Here is a 14,600-nt window from a genome sequence, read left to right on the forward strand (position 1 = left end):
CTGCACCCCTGGCTCGGGGCCCCCCACCCCCGGGGGTCGGGCCCACGGGGCGGGGGCCCGGCCGGAGACCCCCGCCCGCCCCACGTCCTGCGTTTTTCCTTGTGGCCTTTAGGCCCGGGCAGCCTTGCCGGGGAGCGCCAGCTTGAATACCTTCGCCCAGGACGAACCCACCTGCTTGAGCAGCGGACCGGTGGTGTACTTCAGGCCGTAGCGCTGGCAGATCTCGCGGACCCTGGGGGCCACCTCTGCGTACCGGTTGGAGGGCAGGTCCGGGAAGAGGTGGTGCTCGATCTGGTGCGACAGGTTGCCGGTCATGAGGTGCATGAACCTGGACCCCGAGATGTTGGCGGAGCCGATCATCTGGCGCACGTACCAGTCGCCCCGCGTTTCCCCTTCCACCATTTCTTCGGTGAAGGTGTCGGTGCCTTCCGGGAAGTGGCCGCAGAAGATGACGGCGTGGGCCCATACGTTGCGGACGGCGTTGGCGGCAATGGTGCCGAACAGCGCCTGCTTCGCGGAGCCGGTGAGCATGGCCAAGGCAGGGGTGGCGGCGTAGTCCTTGGTGAACTGGGTGATCACCTTGCGGCCGAGGGCCTTGAGGTCCTTGAGCAGGGCCTCCTTGGACTTGGTGCCTTCCTTGTACTCGGTCAGCTCGAGGTCGTAGATGGCAATGCCCCACTCGAACACCGGAGCAAGGATCGCATTGAACAGCGGGTTGGCCAGGTTGATCGGCTTCCACGGCTGGTTCTCGTCCATCCGGAGGAGGTTGTATCCGACGTCGTTGTCCTTGCCCACCACGTTGGTCCAGCGGTGGTGGAGGTCGTTGTGCGTGTGCTGCCAGGAACGCGAGGGCGTGACGAAGTCCCATTCCCAGGTGGTGGAGTGGATGTCCGGGTCCCGCATCCAGTCCCACTGGCCGTGCAGGATGTTGTGGCCGAGTTCCATGTTTTCCAGGATCTTGGCCAGGCTCAGGAGGGTGGTGCCGGTTACCCAGGCAGCTTTGTTCTTGCTGACCAGCAGGGCGGCACGGCCGGAGATTTCAAGCCCGCGCTGGATCTTGATCATCCGGCGGATGTAGGCGGCGTCTTCCGCGCCGCGCTTGCCCAGGATCTCGTCCCGGATGGCGTCGAGCTCGCGGCCCAGCTCCGCTACTTGTTCGTCGCTGAGGTGCGCTGCCGCCGGGGGCCGTACCGTGGGGCTGCCGGATTCTGCGAGCTTTCCGGGGCGCGTTCTTGAGCTGCCCGTGGCCGTGGCCTTGGCGGGTGAGATTACAGACATACGGTGGTGCTCCTCAGATTTCGAGGTTGACGGGTCCGGCGGCTGCCGAGACACACGTTTGGATAAGTTCACCGGGTTCGCCATGGACTTCCCCGGTGCGGAGGTCGCGGACCTGGCCGGCGAGGAGGGGGGTGAGGCAGCTGTGGCAGATACCCATCCGGCACCCGCTGGGCATCAGGACCCCGGCGTCCTCGCCGATGTCCAGGATGGGGGTGTCGCCGTCGGCCTGTACCTCACGGTCGGACGCCTCAAAGGTGACCAGGCCGCCGTCATGCCCTACACCGGCGTTGAACGTGGTGTTGAAGCGTTCGATCATGAGGTTGCCGGCGTCTCCGGCCACTGCGACGTCCGTCCCTGGCGCGCGGGTGGTCAGGGCGGCCCGCTTCCAGAGGGCTTCGGCGTCGTCAAGGAAGCTGTCCGGGCCGCAGGCGTAGGCTGACCGTTCCTTCCAGTCGGGGCAGATCTCGTCCAGCTCACGGGTGCTGGAAAAGTCCATCCGGCCCTGTTCGCCCGTGTACCAGTGCGCCAGCCGGAAGTTGGGGAACTGGTCCGCCAGTTCGGCCAGTTCCTCGCGGAACAGGCTGTCACCCGGGGTGCGGGCGGAATGGACCAGGACGACGTCGGCATCAGGCCGCCGCGGGACAAGGGTACGGATCATGGACATCACCGGAGTGATGCCGCTGCCGGCCGTGACCATGAGCAGGGGCCGGGGGTGCTCAGGAAGAACGAAATCACCCTGCGGCGGAGCGAGGAACAAGACATCGCCCGGCCGGGTGGTGCGGACCAGGGTGCCGGACACAGCTCCGACATCCGTAACGGTGATGGCGGGGTCCTTCCCGGCCGGGGCACTGAGGGAGTAGGAACGCCAGTGGCGCACGCCGTCGAGTTCGACGCCGATGCGCGCCCACTGCCCGGCAAGGTGCGCCTTCCAGCCGCGCCCGGGACGGAAAAAGATCGTGGCTGACTGGGCCGTCTCCTGGACCACGCGCGTCACGACGCCCCGGAGCTGCCGGGCCGAGTAAACAGGGTTGAACAGGGACAGGATGTCCTCTGGCGCCAGAGGCGTGGTCAGCACAGAGGCCGCCTGGGCCAGCTGTCGTAGCCGGATCATGCGATCAAGCCTAAGGCGGTGTGAGCCATATTTCTCTCTCTCCGTCATATGACCGTTCCGCAGTCACACAGTAGTAGGGGCGCGAAGCCCCCACCACGCTCTTTAAGAGTAACGGTTGGGTCACACCGAAAGTTCCCCGGCTTCAGCGGCGGCTCCATCCCAGGGCAGGCGCGACGTGTTCAGCGATGGTGCCCAGGAGCTTGGCGTTGAACTCCACGCCGAGCTGGTTGGGGATGGTCAGCAGCAGCGTATCAGCCGCCTGCACCGCGGTGTCTGCCGCCAACTGCTCCGCCAAAAGATCGGGCGCGCCAACATAGCTCTTGCCGAACCTTGCGGTGAAGCCGTCAATTACGCCCACCTGGTCGCGGCCATCCCGGAGCGCGCTGCCGGCGAAGTAGTAGTTGTCCTCGTCATCCACGATGGGAAGGACGCTGCGGCTGACCGACACCCGTGGGGTGCGAGCATGTCCTGCCGCGGCCCACGCCTCCCTGAACAGCCGGATCTGTTCGGACTGGAGTTCATGGAACGGAACGCCGGTGTCCTCGGTGAGCAGGGTGGAGCTCATCAGGTTCATGCCGAGTTCAGCCGCCCACACCGCGGTTTTCCGGCTGCCGGCACCCCACCAGATCCGGTCCGCCAAACCCGGTGACTGGGGCTGGACGGGCAGGAGTCCGGTGGCGCCGCCGGCGTACCGGGGGTCTGCCTGGGCAACGCCCGCACCGGTAATGGCCTGGCGGAAGGCGGCCGTATGGCGCCGGGCCATGTCCGCGTCGGTCTCCCCGGGCTGCGGCCGGTACCCGAAAGCCGACGCGCCGTCCCGGGCAGGTTCGGGTGAGCCGCGGCTGATTCCCAGCTGCAGCCTGCCGCCGCTGATCAGGTCGGCGGCAGCCGCTTCCTCCGCCATGTACAGCGGATTCTCGTAGCGCATGTCAATGACGCCCGTGCCGATTTCCAGGCGGCTGGTGCGCGCCGCAATGGCCGAAAGAAGCGGGAAGGGAGAGGCCTGCTGGCGGGCGAAATGATGGACGCGGAAAAACGCGCCGTCAATGCCGAGTTCTTCGGCAGCTACCGCAAGATCAATCCCTTGGAGCAGGGCGTCGGCCGCCGTCCTGGTGCGGGAACCCTGGCCGGGCCCCCAGTGTCCGAAGGAAAGAAATCCAATGCGTTCCATACCTGCCCCAACCGTCCGGCAACCGCCTGCATTCCCTGCCGGCATGATGGCTGCGTGGATGTTCCGGAAGAAACCGCCAGCATCTTCAAGACGATCGAGCTGTTCATCCTGGCCGCCGCTTAGTGGCCGGTTCCCTCACTTGGGGGATGGCGTTCGACGGTTTCCGTCCGGACCGGTGGGCTGGGCCTGTCCCGGTGGGGATACCCCGAGTTCGCGGGCGCAGGGCGGCCTGACCGGACACCGTACTTCGCCGGCGCGGCTACACTGGGCCCGTGACCAACAGTGAGCAGACGCCGGGCCCAGCCGCCCCGTCGCCGCGCGGACGGCTCGCCGAACGGCTGTTGCCCGGCGGCGAGGAACCGGACCCGCGATTCACGCTCGCGAACGAACGCACCTTCCTCGCGTGGATCCGCACCTCCCTTGCGCTGCTGGCCGGTGGCATTGCCATCGAGGCCTTTACATCAGGCCTCTTCATCGAGCCGGTCCGCAAAGGGCTGGCCATCATCCTGCTCCTGATGGGCATGATGCTGAGCGGTGGCGCCGCAGTGCGGTGGCTTCGCGTGGAGCGGAGCATGCGCAACAAAGCACCGCTTCCGCTGCCCTTCTTCGTCCCCCTGCTGGCCGGGGCAGGCGCCCTGGCGGCCGCCGTCGTCCTGGTTTTTATCCTTCTGCGCTGATGGCATCCGGCGCACCCCGGCCGCACGGCGATCCGGGCCTCCAACCCGAACGGACGGCGCTCGCCTGGGGCCGGACCATGTTGGCGCTGGTGACGGCAAGCGCCTTCTTCCTGCGCTGGCTTCCCACCTACGGGCCACCCATCCTGATGCTCCCGGCAGTGTCCGGGGGCGCCGCCCTGGCCATCTACCTCACCCAGCGCCGCCGCTACCGGGCGAGGTCCCACGGCCTGGCCGGGGAGAGTATCGAAGCGGACCTTTCGGCCGTGCTCTGGACCGCGGTCGCGGGCGTCGTCCTGGGCGCCCTGGGCATTGTGGTGGTGGCGGCGGGTTAGCGGCGGAGGCTAGAACATCGGCAGGACGAAGCCGCCCAACAATGCCACGGTGCCGATGGCCGTCAGGCAGCGGCCAAGGACCGACGCCGTCCTGCCCGCCTCTTCCGGCGCGGTGGCCTGCCACTGGGTGGGGCGTTTGGGGTGGTAGTAGACGGGCAACGTGTCTCCCACGGCCATGTCCCTGATGTCGTACGGGGACATGGGGGCGTTGTGCACCTGGTGCTTCCGGTCGTACCAGCGGAAACCTACGCCGGTGGAGTCCGAATACACCACGGCTTCGGCCACGTCCCAGGGGTGGACGAAGCGGCGGAGGACCCCGGTGTAGATCAGCAGTCCCAGTCCGGCGGGCAGGCACAACCAGGTCAGCACTTCCAGGATGGGACCTGCCATATCGAGCGCAGTGGGCATGAAATCGATGGTACAGCGCGGGGACTGGTGGCTTCAGCACCAGCTACGTACGCTGAAGGTGACCGGACCGGAGTGAGGGGAAGCGCAATGAATGATCAGGATATTTTGACGCACATCCAGGCCCTCGTGGAAGAGGAGCATGCGCTGCGCGAGGGGTCCACTGGAGGCCGGGCGCCGGACCAGGCACGCCTGAAGTACGTGGAAGAAAGCCTGGACCAATACTGGGACCTGCTGCGACAACGGCGGGCCAAAAAGGACTCCGGCGAAAATCCCAACGAGGCCCAGGCCCGCCCCATCAGGGAAGTGGAGGGCTACCGGCAGTAGCCTTGCGGCATGGACGGGTTCCGCCGCCCGGTTGGGGCGGCGGAACCTTTCTTTATGCCCTGAACGCAGCCTGCTGGAGCGCTTAGCCGATGGGCTGCGGCATTTGCTCCACGACGTACTGCACGTCCAGCGATTCTCCCGTCTCCGGATCCGCCATCTCCACCTTCCAGCTGCGGGCGAACTGGTTGACGCCGCCCGTCATCGCCACAGTGCCGGAAATCAGCACGGTGCCCGGCTGGTTGAGCCCGCGCGCAGCCAGCACCTCCAGCCAGTAGTCAGGGGTCAGCAGGGCCTCGAGGGAACTGTCCTGGATGAGGGTGTCCGGGGTCTCCCCCTCCCCTACCCAGCCGCGCAACGTGATGCGGTCCAGGTGGTCCCGCACATCGTCAAGCCGCCATGCCTTGCGGCCCAGGACGTCAGGGCTGGCGTTCTTGCTCCACGCCACACCGTGCACTTCGAGCTCACGGTCCGTGTGGTCGCAGGCGACGGTGAGCAGGACGCCGTCGTCGGTGATGACCAGCGCCCATTCCGCCTCGCCGGACGTTCGTCCATGCTGGACCCGGACCTCGGATACCTGCTGCGCGAGATAGGGCGAGACGGGGTACATCGCCGGAGTGGTGGTGGGGCCGGGGACGCCAAGCTCGGCCAGCTCTGCGATGTGGGCCTGCACCTCATCCTGCTCACGCCCTGCGTAGCCGGCGTTGAGGAGATGCCGGACCTGCACGTTCTTGATGCTGCCGTCGGGAAGTTCAAAGCTGAGAGCCGTCATGGTGCCGTCCTTTTCGAAGGCCGCGGAGCCGGTGCACCGCGGGAAAATTAACAAACCGGAAACCGTAAACAGTCGCCAATGTACATCCAGTATGCGTAATGTATACATTTAACGCCAGCGTGACAGGCGTCACCCCAAAAAATCCACTGTGGAGGACACAATGAGCAATTCTCCGGTTTCGGCTGCGGGCGCAGCGGCACACCCGGGCCCGCCGATCCATCCCAAGGGCCTGATCAAGGCGTTTGCGGCGAGCCTGACCGGCACGGCCCTGGAGTGGTACGACTTCGCCGTCTATTCGGCCGCCGCGGCAGTCGTGTTTCCCATCGTTTTCTTCCCGTCCTCGGACCCCCTGACCGGCACCGTCCTGGCCTTCTCCACCTACGCGGTGGGCTACGTGTCACGACCCGTGGGCGGCGTGGTCTTCGGCCGGCTCGGCGACCGGATCGGACGCAAGAAAGTCCTGGTCACCACCTTGATGATCATCGGCGTGGCCACGGTGCTGATCGGCGTCCTTCCCGGCTACGGCAGCATCGGCATTGCCGCCCCGATCCTCCTGGTGCTCCTGCGCTTCGCCCAGGGCGTGGGCGTGGGCGGCGAATGGGGCGGCGCAGTGCTGCTCTCCAGCGAATACGGCGACCCGCAGCGGCGGGGTTTTTGGGCCTCGGCCGCGCAGGTGGGTCCGCCCGCCGGGAATTTGCTGGCCAACGGCGCGCTGGCGGTCCTGACCCTGATGCTCACCGAAGAGCAGTTCATCAGCTTTGGCTGGCGCATCGCATTCCTGGTCTCCGCGCTCCTGGTCGGCTTCGGCCTGTGGATCCGGCTCAAGCTGGAGGACACCCCCATCTTCAAGGCGATCGAGGCCCATGGAGAGCAGCCCGCCGCACCCATCCGGGAAGTGTTCAGCACGGAACTCCGGCCGCTGATCGCCGCCATCCTGTGCCGTGTAGGACCGGATGTGTTGTACGCGCTGTTCACTGTCTTCACCCTTACCTACGGCATCCAGGCGCTCGGCTACGAACGGAACCAGGTGCTCACCGCCGTCCTGGTCGGCTCGGCCTTCCAGCTGTTCATGATTCCCCTGGCGGGCGCAGTCTCGGACCGCTTCAACCGGCGGCTGGTCTATGGCGTGGGTGCAGTGGTGGGCGCCGTCTGGACCTTCGTCTTCTTTGGTGTCCTGGGCGGCAACAACGAGCCGATGTTGATCGTCGGCATCGTCCTGGGGCTGGCGGCGCACTCCTTTATGTACGGGCCGCAGGCAGCCTTCATCGTGGAGCAGTTCTCTCCGCGGCTGCGGTCCACGGGCAGCTCACTCGCCTACACCTTCGCAGGCGTCATCGGCGGGGCCATCGCACCACTGATGTTCACCCTCCTGCTTTCGCAGTTCGGCACCTGGATTCCAGTGGCGGTCTACGTGGCGGTCGCAGCGGCCGTGACCCTCGTGGGCCTCGCCCTGGGCCGGGACAACAACACTGTGGAGGACCAGGACTACCGCCTGCTGCTGGAAGGCAATGCCGGGTCCCGGGCGGACGGCGAAGCGGCGCGCGTGTCCGGCGCGGGCGAAGCCCGGTGATCAGGTCCGCAGGAGGATGTCCCGCGTCACCGCGAGGTGATGGTCGATAGCCTCCTTGGCACGGGCGGAATCGCCGGCCACCAGGGCATCGAGGATGTCCTGGTGTTCGGCGCATACCGCCTGGCGCCTGCCTCCGGTGCGGAACAGCGCGGCAACGCCCACCAGGATCTGGCGCACATGGAGCTTGCTGTACGTTCGTGAAATGAGTTCGTTGCCGGCGGCGTCGATGAGCTGCTGATGGAAGAGCGTGTCCAGGCGGATGAATTCGCGGGCGTCGTCCGCGTAATTGTTGTTCGGAATCTGCGACTGCTGCTGCAGGGTGTCCTGCATTTGCCTGGCGGGCACCCGGTGTTCGTCAATGACAAGCTTGGCGGCATGGCTTTCCAGCACGCCGCGAAGTTCCATCAGCTCGGAGATCTCCCGGCCGGTGACGACGGGAACGTAGGCGCCCCGTTGCGGAATGAGTTCCACCAGCCCGTCGGAGACCAGCAACAACAGCGCCTCGCGGACCGGAGTGCGGGACACCCCGATGTCAGCCGCAAGCTCCTGCTCGTTGAGGAAGCGGCCTTGCAGTTCCGGGTCGGTCAGGACGTTCTCGCGCAGGTAGGCGTACGCCTTTTCGCGGCCCGAGGCGGCCGAACCCGAAATTTTTACCATACATTATGTATACAACAGATCGGAGATCTTCCATGCGCATCGCCATCGCCCAAATCATCAGCAGCGCCGACACCGCGGCCAACCTCGGCATCATCAGGGACTACGCGGCCCAGGCCAAGAATGCCGGCGCGCGGCTGGTGGTCTTTCCGGAGGCAGCCATGCGGGCCTTCGGCCACTCACTGAAAGATATTGCCGAACCGCTCGACGGCCCCTGGGCAAGCGAGGTGCGCCGCGTCGCCAAAGACCTGGACATCACCATCGTGGCAGGCATGTTCACCCCTGGAGCGGAAGGGCGCGTCCGCAACACGCTGCTGGTCACCGGCCCCGGTGTGGAAGCGTCCTACGACAAGGTCCACCTCTTTGACGCATTCGGCTTCACCGAGTCCAAGACGGTGGACGCCGGTGAGGCGCCGGTAACGTTCGAGCTCGACGGCACCGTGTTCGGACTTGCCACCTGCTACGACGTCCGCTTCCCGGCACTGTTCACGGCCAACGCCAACGCAGGAGCACACGTAAACATCGTGTGCGCGTCCTGGGGAGCCGGTGAGGGCAAGGCCGAGCAGTGGGACCTGCTGGTGCGGGCCCGGGCGCTGGACAGCACCACGTTTGTGGTTGCGTGCGCCCAAGGCGATCCTGAAACCGTCGGCGCAGGCCCCGCAGGTGCGGCGCCCACCGGAATCGGGCACAGCGCCGTTGTCACACCCCTGGGGACCGCCCTGGTGTCACTCGGCGGAAAGCCTGAACTCGCCGTCGTCGACATCGATCCGGCGTCCGTGGACTCCGTGCGCGCCACACTGCCGGTCCTGGCCAACGCCCGCCGCTTCTGAACGGGCGAATCGCCGTTCACGGCGCGGAAACATAAGGCGAAAGACGCACGACGGCGGGTTCTCACCCCTGGAACAGCCGGAACCCCCGCGAATTCCGCAGTATCGCGGGGGCCGGCAACCAGGAGGAACCGTCACGGTGGGGGCGCGTTTACATTCCCGAAACATGGCTGATACGTGAACTTCACGCAGGAGCGATTTGTGTAACGCAGCCGCAACTTTAAGCGGCACTGGCTGAAACACGCGGCACGAAAAATAGACCGCGGGGGAAATGCCACGGGGCCAAAAGGGCCCCGCACAACGTTCACGCTGCGAAGGGACCCACCGGTGGAAATCACTGCCCAACACGTCTGGCTGATGATTTCAGCCGCGATGGTACTGCTGATGACTCCTGGCCTTGGCCTCTTCTACGGCGGCATGACCCGCGCCAAGGCCGCCCTGAACATGATCATGATGAGCTTCATTTCCGCCGGCATCGTGGGCGTGGTCTGGGTCCTGTGGGGTTACTCCATGACCACCGGCGACGGCGTGCTGGGAATCTTCGGCAATCCCTTCACCAGCTTCGGCCTGCAGAACCTTATTGGGTCTCCGGACCTCCTCAAGGCCGGATACAGCGCCACCTTCGCCATCATCACCGTGGCTTTGATCAGCGGTGCCATCGCCGACCGCGCCAAATTCAGTGCCTGGGCCCTCTTCGTGCCCGTCTGGATCACGGTGATCTACTGCCCCCTCGCCTACATGATCTGGGGCGGCGGCCTGATGAGTGCAGGCGGCGCCGTCACGGCAATCTTCGGCCAGATCATCGACTTCGCCGGCGGCGCTGTGGTGGAAATCAGCTCTGGCACCGCTGCCCTGGTGCTCGCCATCATCGTGGGCCAGCGGCACGGCTTCGCGAAGGACCCCAACCACCGCCCGCACAACATCCCGTTCATCATGCTGGGCGCAGCTATCCTGTGGTTCGGCTGGTTTGGCTTCAATGGCGGCGCCGCAACCAGCGTGGAGCAGGCCGGGCTGATCTGGGTCAACACCCTGATAGCCCCCGCCGCGGCGATGCTGAGCTGGCTGGTGACCGAGAAGGTCCGGCACGGGCACCCGACTTCCCTGGGTGCCGCCTCCGGCGTGGTTGCCGGCCTGGTAGCCATCACGCCGTCCTGCGCGAACATCAGCCCGCTCGCTGCCGTAGGCCTGGGCCTGGTTGCCGGGGTCGCCTGCTGCGTGTTCGTGGACCTCAAGTACCGCTTTGGCCTCGATGACTCCCTGGACGTGGTGGGAGTCCACCTGGGCGCAGGCCTCATCGGCACCCTGGCGCTGGGATTCATTGCCCTGCCCGTAGACGGCCAGGGCGGCGGACTCTTCTACGGCGGAGGCGTCCAGCAGCTGGTGGCCCAGGCGGCCGCCGTCGTCGTCACCCTGCTGCTCTCAGGCTTCGGAACGGCAATCATTGGCCTGGTCATCAACAAGACGGTCGGGTTCCGTGTCAGCCATGAGGCTGAGACCGCCGGCGTGGACCTGTCCGAGCATGCGGAAACCGCCTACGCGTTCGGGGAGATGGGCTCCGGCTTCAGCACTCTGAGCCACATGCTGACCCACCATGCTGCCCACGCCGCCGCGGCACCGGCCAAGGCCAAGGTGCCCGCCAAGGAAGAGGTACCTGCCAAGGAAGACGCCTTCGCGTAGCTCCCCCGCGCAGGAACCCCATTCCCGGAGTTTGTGTCCGGGCGGAACCGGCGCCGGCCGGCCCGGACCGCCCGGAGCGCCTAGTCAGCAAGGATCTTGTAGAGGGCCCGGCGCGTTTCATCCATCTTTTCGACGGCTGCAGCGCGCTGTTCCTCGGTAACACCCGTACGGAATTGATGGATGGCCCCCATCAGCTTCCCAATGCTCTGGTGGAAGTCCCGGTCTGCGCTGTCGGGCTCTGCGTTCCAGGCATTTTCCATCTCCTCTGCATGCTCTGCCACATAGGCCTTGCCGTCGTCGGTGAGCGCGAACTCTGTTCCCCGGCCCTCACTGAGCGCCTTGATCAGGCCTTCATCCACCAACTGCTGGAGGGTGGGGTAGATCGATCCGGGGCTGGGGCGCCACATGCCTCCGGTCTTCGTGGCAATGGTCTTAATCAGCCCGTAACCGTTGGAGGGCGCCTCGGCCAAGAGGGAGAGGATGGCCGCGCGGACATCCCCCCGGCTGGCGCGCCGGCCGCCACGGCCAAAACCGGGACCGAACCCAGGACCAAAGCCCGGTCCAAAACCAGGTCCAAAACCAGGACCGAAGCCGGGCCCAAACCCTGGCCCCCGGTGCCCGTGCGGGCCCCTGTGGGCCCTCCCCCGCTCGAAGCGGCCTTTAGCGAATTCCGGGCCGGGGTGCTTGTCGTCGAATATGCCTTTCATAGCGGCATCGTCCTTTCAATACAGGTAACTCGCTGATTGATTCAGCGATAGTTAACGATATGTCGTTAACTATCGCTGGTCAAGACTCCTGCCGTGACTAAATCCTGACCTTCACTCATCTGGTACGCCGTTGGCCGGCGGCGTATCCTGTTCACACCTTGGAGCACGAGGGCTGAGGAATGGCGAGGAAGCGGAAGCGCAGGCACGGAATCGGCGCAGCCATGGGACGGCTCCTGGGGTTTTTTGCAGCCAGCATCCTGTGTGGCGTACTGGTTGCCAGCCTGGTGGTTCCGGCGGTGGCAGCCGCGGGCCTCGGCGTCAGCTCTTCCATTGGATTCTTTGACAGCCTGCCCGCGGAACTGACGGTGCAGCCGCCGTCGCAAGCCACCAAAGTCCTGACCGCCGACGGCCAGCCGATCGCTACCCTCTACGCGGAGAACCGCGTACGGGTGCCGCTGGACCAGATGTCACCCTTTATCAGGGACGCCATTATTTCGATCGAGGACAGCAGGTTCTACGAGCATGCCGGGGTGGATCCGCAGGGCATCCTCCGCGCACTGTTTTCCAACCTGACCAAAGGCGGCGAGCAAGGGGCGTCAACCATCACCCAGCAATACGTTACGAACGTCCTCAATGAAGCGCAGCTTTCACAGGACAGGCCGGATGCGGTGGTCCTGAGCGGACAGAAGAACCTCGGGGACAAACTGCGGGAGATGAAGCTGGCCATCGCCCTCGAGAAGAAGTACACCAAGGACCAGATCCTTGAGGGCTACCTGAACATCGTTTTCTTCAGCAGCAACGCCTACGGGATCGAGGCGGCGGCCCGCTACTTCTTCAGCACCACGGCAAAGGACCTCACCCTGCCGCAGGCAGCCCTGCTGGCCGGGTTGGTGAACAGCCCCACGTTCTACAATCCGGCCTCCCATCCGGACAACTCGGCCGTGCGCCGGAACCAGGTCCTGTCCGAAATGCTGCGCCTGCGCAAGATCACCCGGGCCCAGCATGACGAGGCCGTGGCCGCTCCCATCGAATTGAAGATCACGCCCCAGGAACAGGGGTGCGCCAATGCCGCCATGGCGCCGTATTTCTGCGATTACGTTTCCCACCTGATCCTGAACAATCCCGCGTTCGGGCAAGGCGGGGCCGAACGGGAGCGGCGGCTGTACCGGGGCGGACTCACGATCGTGACCACTTTGGACAGCCGCCTCCAGGCCGCAGCCCAGTCACAGGTGGACGGTACTGCGGGCGCCAATCCGGACCGCTGGGCGGCATCCCTGGTAACCATCCAGCCCGGCACCGGCAAGATCCTGGCGATGGCCCAGAACACCGTATTCCTTCCACAACCCGGCAAGTTCGACACGAACCTGAATTTCAACGTGGATGCCAGGGACGCGCGGGGCAATGACCTCAACGGGGCGGGCGGGTTCCAGCCGGGGTCCACCATGAAGCCGTTCACGTTTGCCGAGTGGCTGAACGAGGGGAAGGCCCTCACGGCGGTGGTGGACGCGTCACGCCGGGTCTATCCCCTCGACTTTCCGTGGAAGGACAGCTGCGGCAAAGTGCTGGGCGCCTATGACACAGCGCAAAACAATCCCACGCTTGGCGCGGCCGACGACCTGCAGAATGCCGAAGACGGCTTCTACCGGCCTATGCCAGTTAATTACGGCCTGTACAACTCGATCAATACCGCCACGTTTGCCTCGGCAGCACAGCTCGATTTCTGTGGCATCCAGAAGATGGTGGACTCGGTGGGCCTGCACAGCGGGCTGGACAGCGCGCCGGTCAACATGCACCAACTGGGCAACCTGCTGGGCGGCACCGGAGTCGCGCCCCTGACCCTTGCGAACGCCTTTGCGACCTTCGCCACCGAGGGCCGCTACTGCTCGCCCATCGCCTTGGTGGAGGTCCGTGATGCCGCGGGCGCGAACCTTCCCGTACAGGCCCCGGACTGCCATGACGCCGTCAAACCGGACGTGGCCCGCGGTGTGAACTCGGTGCTGCAGGACGTTTTGAAGCGGGGCTCCGGCGTGTGGATCAACCCGAAGGTGCAGGACAGGTTCCCTGCCGCGGCCAAGACCGGCACGTCGAACAATAACGGCTCCACCTGGGTGGTGGGCTACACCACCGGCCTGGTCACCGCGTCCTTCTTCGGGGATGCCCTGGGAGGCCAGAAGCGGGCCGGCCAGAACGTCACTATCAACGGCACGTTCTATCCCAGCCTGGACGGTTACATGATTGCCGGTCCGCAGTGGGCCAACTACATGCTCAAGGTGGCGGCGCTGTATCCGGCCGCACCGTTCGCGCCGCCGCCCGCATCGATGACCGGCGCAAATCCGACACCGAAGCCCTGATAGCGGCGCGGGAACGGACTGCGCCGCAAAAAGCGCTAGCCTTGGCCCTGCCCTTTCCACAGCCGCTGCCACCAGGAACGCGCGGGCTCAGGCTCCGCGGGAACGTCCGCAGCGCGCGCTGCCCGTCGGCTCCGCCAGCGCTCCAGTTCCTCTTCCACGTCGCGCGGCTTGGTAATGACCGGCGGCCCGCCCTGCAGTTGCCGGCGCGCGTCGATGACCCGCCTGTTGAAGTCCGCCAAGTGGTCACGGACCTGCCGCTCTGTGTATTGGGCGTCGAGCGTGGCGTCGAGTTCGGCGTCCTCGGCGCGGAGCAGGATGGCCGCCGGTCCCAGGCCGCTGATATTTTCCCGCTGGATCAGTCCCTTGACCCACCAGTCCGGATCATAGGATTCGCCGAGGCCGGGGATCGGCTTGCCTGCGTACTTGAGGTTGTCGAACTTGCCCTGAGCCATGGCATCGCGGACCAGGTATTCCGCGCGGGCGGCGTCGCTGACCTTCCGGCGTTTGTCGCGCTCCTGCGCGTCCAGGGCATCCAGCGCAGCTTCTTCCTCGGCGCTGATGCCGGCGCCGCGGTATGAACGCAGCTCGACTGCCCGCTCAAGTCGCTTGCGGAAACCCGCTGCCCCGCCACTCATTGCCGCCACCGCCTTACGCCAGGTTGATCCGCCTTCCAGTATTCCGGCGCCGGCCTGTGCGTTCAACGCCCGGGGTGGGCGGACGACGGCGGGACGTCCCGCCGTCGTC

Annotated in this window: 16 protein-coding genes; 8 read left to right on the plus strand and 8 right to left on the minus strand. The window is 65.9% G+C overall.

The genetic code is table 11. From position 1 onward, the window contains the following. Positions 1-108: 108 nt before the first annotated feature. The 3 genes from ACFVVC_RS21700 to ACFVVC_RS21710 form a co-directional block, all read right to left on the minus strand. Positions 109-1,278, minus strand: a complete 1,170-nt coding sequence (locus ACFVVC_RS21700) for a fatty acid desaturase family protein (protein WP_387458275.1) — start codon at positions 1,276-1,278, stop codon at positions 109-111. Positions 1,279-1,291: 13 nt separating this feature from the next. Then, a complete protein-coding gene (locus ACFVVC_RS21705; RefSeq protein WP_387458278.1) occupies positions 1,292-2,389 on the minus strand; it encodes a ferredoxin reductase in 1,098 nt (365 codons plus the stop codon). A 142-nt stretch (positions 2,390-2,531) separates the two neighbouring features. Further along, the gene (locus ACFVVC_RS21710) at positions 2,532-3,482 is read right to left on the minus strand and encodes an LLM class flavin-dependent oxidoreductase (protein WP_387458312.1); all 951 of its coding nucleotides are present in this window, start codon (positions 3,480-3,482) and stop codon (positions 2,532-2,534) included. Here ACFVVC_RS21710 and ACFVVC_RS21715 point away from each other — a divergent pair. The 3 genes from ACFVVC_RS21715 to ACFVVC_RS21725 all read left to right on the plus strand — a co-directional run bounded on the left by ACFVVC_RS21715 (position 3,408) and on the right by ACFVVC_RS21725 (position 4,569). After that, positions 3,408-3,683 carry a hypothetical protein gene (locus tag ACFVVC_RS21715; protein WP_387458316.1) on the plus strand — a complete coding sequence of 92 codons (276 nt, stop codon included), beginning with the start codon at positions 3,408-3,410 and terminating at the stop codon, positions 3,681-3,683. The genes ACFVVC_RS21710 and ACFVVC_RS21715 overlap by 75 nt on opposite strands. 149 nt (positions 3,684-3,832) lie before the next feature. Next, complete coding sequence (locus ACFVVC_RS21720) at positions 3,833-4,237, plus strand: YidH family protein (RefSeq protein ID WP_387458281.1); 405 nt, start codon at positions 3,833-3,835, stop codon at positions 4,235-4,237. Then, positions 4,237-4,569 carry a DUF202 domain-containing protein gene (locus ACFVVC_RS21725; protein WP_285248425.1) on the plus strand — a complete coding sequence of 111 codons (333 nt, stop codon included), beginning with the start codon at positions 4,237-4,239 and terminating at the stop codon, positions 4,567-4,569. Before ACFVVC_RS21720 ends, ACFVVC_RS21725 begins: the two co-directional genes overlap by 1 nt. A gap of 9 nt (positions 4,570-4,578) precedes the next feature. Here ACFVVC_RS21725 and ACFVVC_RS21730 read toward each other — a convergent pair whose 3' ends face one another. Beyond that, on the minus strand, positions 4,579-4,977 hold the full coding sequence (locus tag ACFVVC_RS21730) for a hypothetical protein (protein ID WP_387458284.1): 399 nt from the start codon (positions 4,975-4,977) through the stop codon (positions 4,579-4,581). Positions 4,978-5,064: 87 nt separating this feature from the next. On the opposite strand from ACFVVC_RS21730, the gene ACFVVC_RS21735 reads away from it, so the two are divergent. Then, positions 5,065-5,301 (plus strand): DUF2630 family protein, encoded by a 237-nt coding sequence (locus tag ACFVVC_RS21735; RefSeq protein WP_387458287.1) that lies wholly within the window; start codon positions 5,065-5,067, stop codon positions 5,299-5,301. Positions 5,302-5,383: 82 nt separating this feature from the next. Here ACFVVC_RS21735 and ACFVVC_RS21740 read toward each other — a convergent pair whose 3' ends face one another. Beyond that, positions 5,384-6,070 (minus strand): DUF2848 domain-containing protein, encoded by a 687-nt coding sequence (locus tag ACFVVC_RS21740; RefSeq protein WP_026264390.1) that lies wholly within the window; start codon positions 6,068-6,070, stop codon positions 5,384-5,386. A gap of 160 nt (positions 6,071-6,230) precedes the next feature. Between ACFVVC_RS21740 and ACFVVC_RS21745 the strand changes: the two genes are divergently transcribed. After that, positions 6,231-7,640, plus strand: coding sequence for an MFS transporter (locus ACFVVC_RS21745; RefSeq protein ID WP_387458290.1), 1,410 nt, complete (start codon positions 6,231-6,233; stop codon positions 7,638-7,640). Here the strand turns inward: ACFVVC_RS21745 and ACFVVC_RS21750 are convergent, their stop codons facing one another. Next, positions 7,641-8,297 carry a GntR family transcriptional regulator gene (locus ACFVVC_RS21750; protein WP_387458293.1) on the minus strand — a complete coding sequence of 219 codons (657 nt, stop codon included), beginning with the start codon at positions 8,295-8,297 and terminating at the stop codon, positions 7,641-7,643. 32 nt (positions 8,298-8,329) lie between these two features. On the opposite strand from ACFVVC_RS21750, the gene ACFVVC_RS21755 reads away from it, so the two are divergent. Together ACFVVC_RS21755 and ACFVVC_RS21760 are read left to right on the plus strand one after the other, a co-directional pair. Then, the gene (locus ACFVVC_RS21755; RefSeq protein ID WP_387458296.1) at positions 8,330-9,124 is read left to right on the plus strand and encodes a carbon-nitrogen hydrolase family protein; all 795 of its coding nucleotides are present in this window, start codon (positions 8,330-8,332) and stop codon (positions 9,122-9,124) included. 324 nt (positions 9,125-9,448) lie between these two features. Then, positions 9,449-10,798: an ammonium transporter gene (locus tag ACFVVC_RS21760; RefSeq protein ID WP_387458299.1), complete on the plus strand. Its 1,350-nt coding sequence runs from the start codon at positions 9,449-9,451 to the stop codon at positions 10,796-10,798. An 80-nt stretch (positions 10,799-10,878) separates the two neighbouring features. On the opposite strand, the gene ACFVVC_RS21765 is transcribed toward ACFVVC_RS21760, so the two are convergent. Beyond that, positions 10,879-11,505: a PadR family transcriptional regulator gene (locus ACFVVC_RS21765; RefSeq protein WP_387458302.1), complete on the minus strand. Its 627-nt coding sequence runs from the start codon at positions 11,503-11,505 to the stop codon at positions 10,879-10,881. A 179-nt stretch (positions 11,506-11,684) separates the two neighbouring features. Here ACFVVC_RS21765 and ACFVVC_RS21770 point away from each other — a divergent pair, with 179 nt between their 5' ends. Further along, positions 11,685-13,856: a transglycosylase domain-containing protein gene (locus tag ACFVVC_RS21770; protein ID WP_387458305.1), complete on the plus strand. Its 2,172-nt coding sequence runs from the start codon at positions 11,685-11,687 to the stop codon at positions 13,854-13,856. A 35-nt stretch (positions 13,857-13,891) separates the two neighbouring features. Here the strand turns inward: ACFVVC_RS21770 and ACFVVC_RS21775 are convergent, their stop codons facing one another. Next, complete coding sequence (locus ACFVVC_RS21775; RefSeq protein WP_387458314.1) at positions 13,892-14,491, minus strand: DUF1992 domain-containing protein; 600 nt, start codon at positions 14,489-14,491, stop codon at positions 13,892-13,894. Between the last annotated feature and the right edge of the window lie 109 nt (positions 14,492-14,600).

Origin of the sequence: Pseudarthrobacter sp. NPDC058196 (assembly GCF_042882685.1) — a bacterium.
GTDB lineage: Bacteria > Actinomycetota > Actinomycetes > Actinomycetales > Micrococcaceae > Arthrobacter.

Excerpts from the sequence above, each read along its gene's own strand:
- ACFVVC_RS21700 (WP_387458275.1), bottom strand. The coding sequence starts at position 1,278 with ATGTCTGTAATCTCACCCGCCAAGGCCACGGCCACGGGCAGCTCAAGA.
- ACFVVC_RS21705 (WP_387458278.1), bottom strand. The coding sequence starts at position 2,389 with ATGATCCGGCTACGACAGCTGGCCCAGGCGGCCTCTGTGCTGACCACG.
- ACFVVC_RS21715 (WP_387458316.1), top strand. The coding sequence starts at position 3,408 with ATGATGGACGCGGAAAAACGCGCCGTCAATGCCGAGTTCTTCGGCAGC.
- ACFVVC_RS21725 (WP_285248425.1), top strand. The coding sequence starts at position 4,237 with ATGGCATCCGGCGCACCCCGGCCGCACGGCGATCCGGGCCTCCAACCC.
- ACFVVC_RS21730 (WP_387458284.1), bottom strand. The coding sequence starts at position 4,977 with ATGCCCACTGCGCTCGATATGGCAGGTCCCATCCTGGAAGTGCTGACC.
- ACFVVC_RS21735 (WP_387458287.1), top strand. The coding sequence starts at position 5,065 with ATGAATGATCAGGATATTTTGACGCACATCCAGGCCCTCGTGGAAGAG.
- ACFVVC_RS21740 (WP_026264390.1), bottom strand. The coding sequence starts at position 6,070 with ATGACGGCTCTCAGCTTTGAACTTCCCGACGGCAGCATCAAGAACGTG.
- ACFVVC_RS21745 (WP_387458290.1), top strand. The coding sequence starts at position 6,231 with ATGAGCAATTCTCCGGTTTCGGCTGCGGGCGCAGCGGCACACCCGGGC.
- ACFVVC_RS21750 (WP_387458293.1), bottom strand. The coding sequence starts at position 8,297 with ATGGTAAAAATTTCGGGTTCGGCCGCCTCGGGCCGCGAAAAGGCGTAC.
- ACFVVC_RS21755 (WP_387458296.1), top strand. The coding sequence starts at position 8,330 with ATGCGCATCGCCATCGCCCAAATCATCAGCAGCGCCGACACCGCGGCC.
- ACFVVC_RS21765 (WP_387458302.1), bottom strand. The coding sequence starts at position 11,505 with ATGAAAGGCATATTCGACGACAAGCACCCCGGCCCGGAATTCGCTAAA.
- ACFVVC_RS21770 (WP_387458305.1), top strand. The coding sequence starts at position 11,685 with ATGGCGAGGAAGCGGAAGCGCAGGCACGGAATCGGCGCAGCCATGGGA.
- ACFVVC_RS21775 (WP_387458314.1), bottom strand. The coding sequence starts at position 14,491 with ATGAGTGGCGGGGCAGCGGGTTTCCGCAAGCGACTTGAGCGGGCAGTC.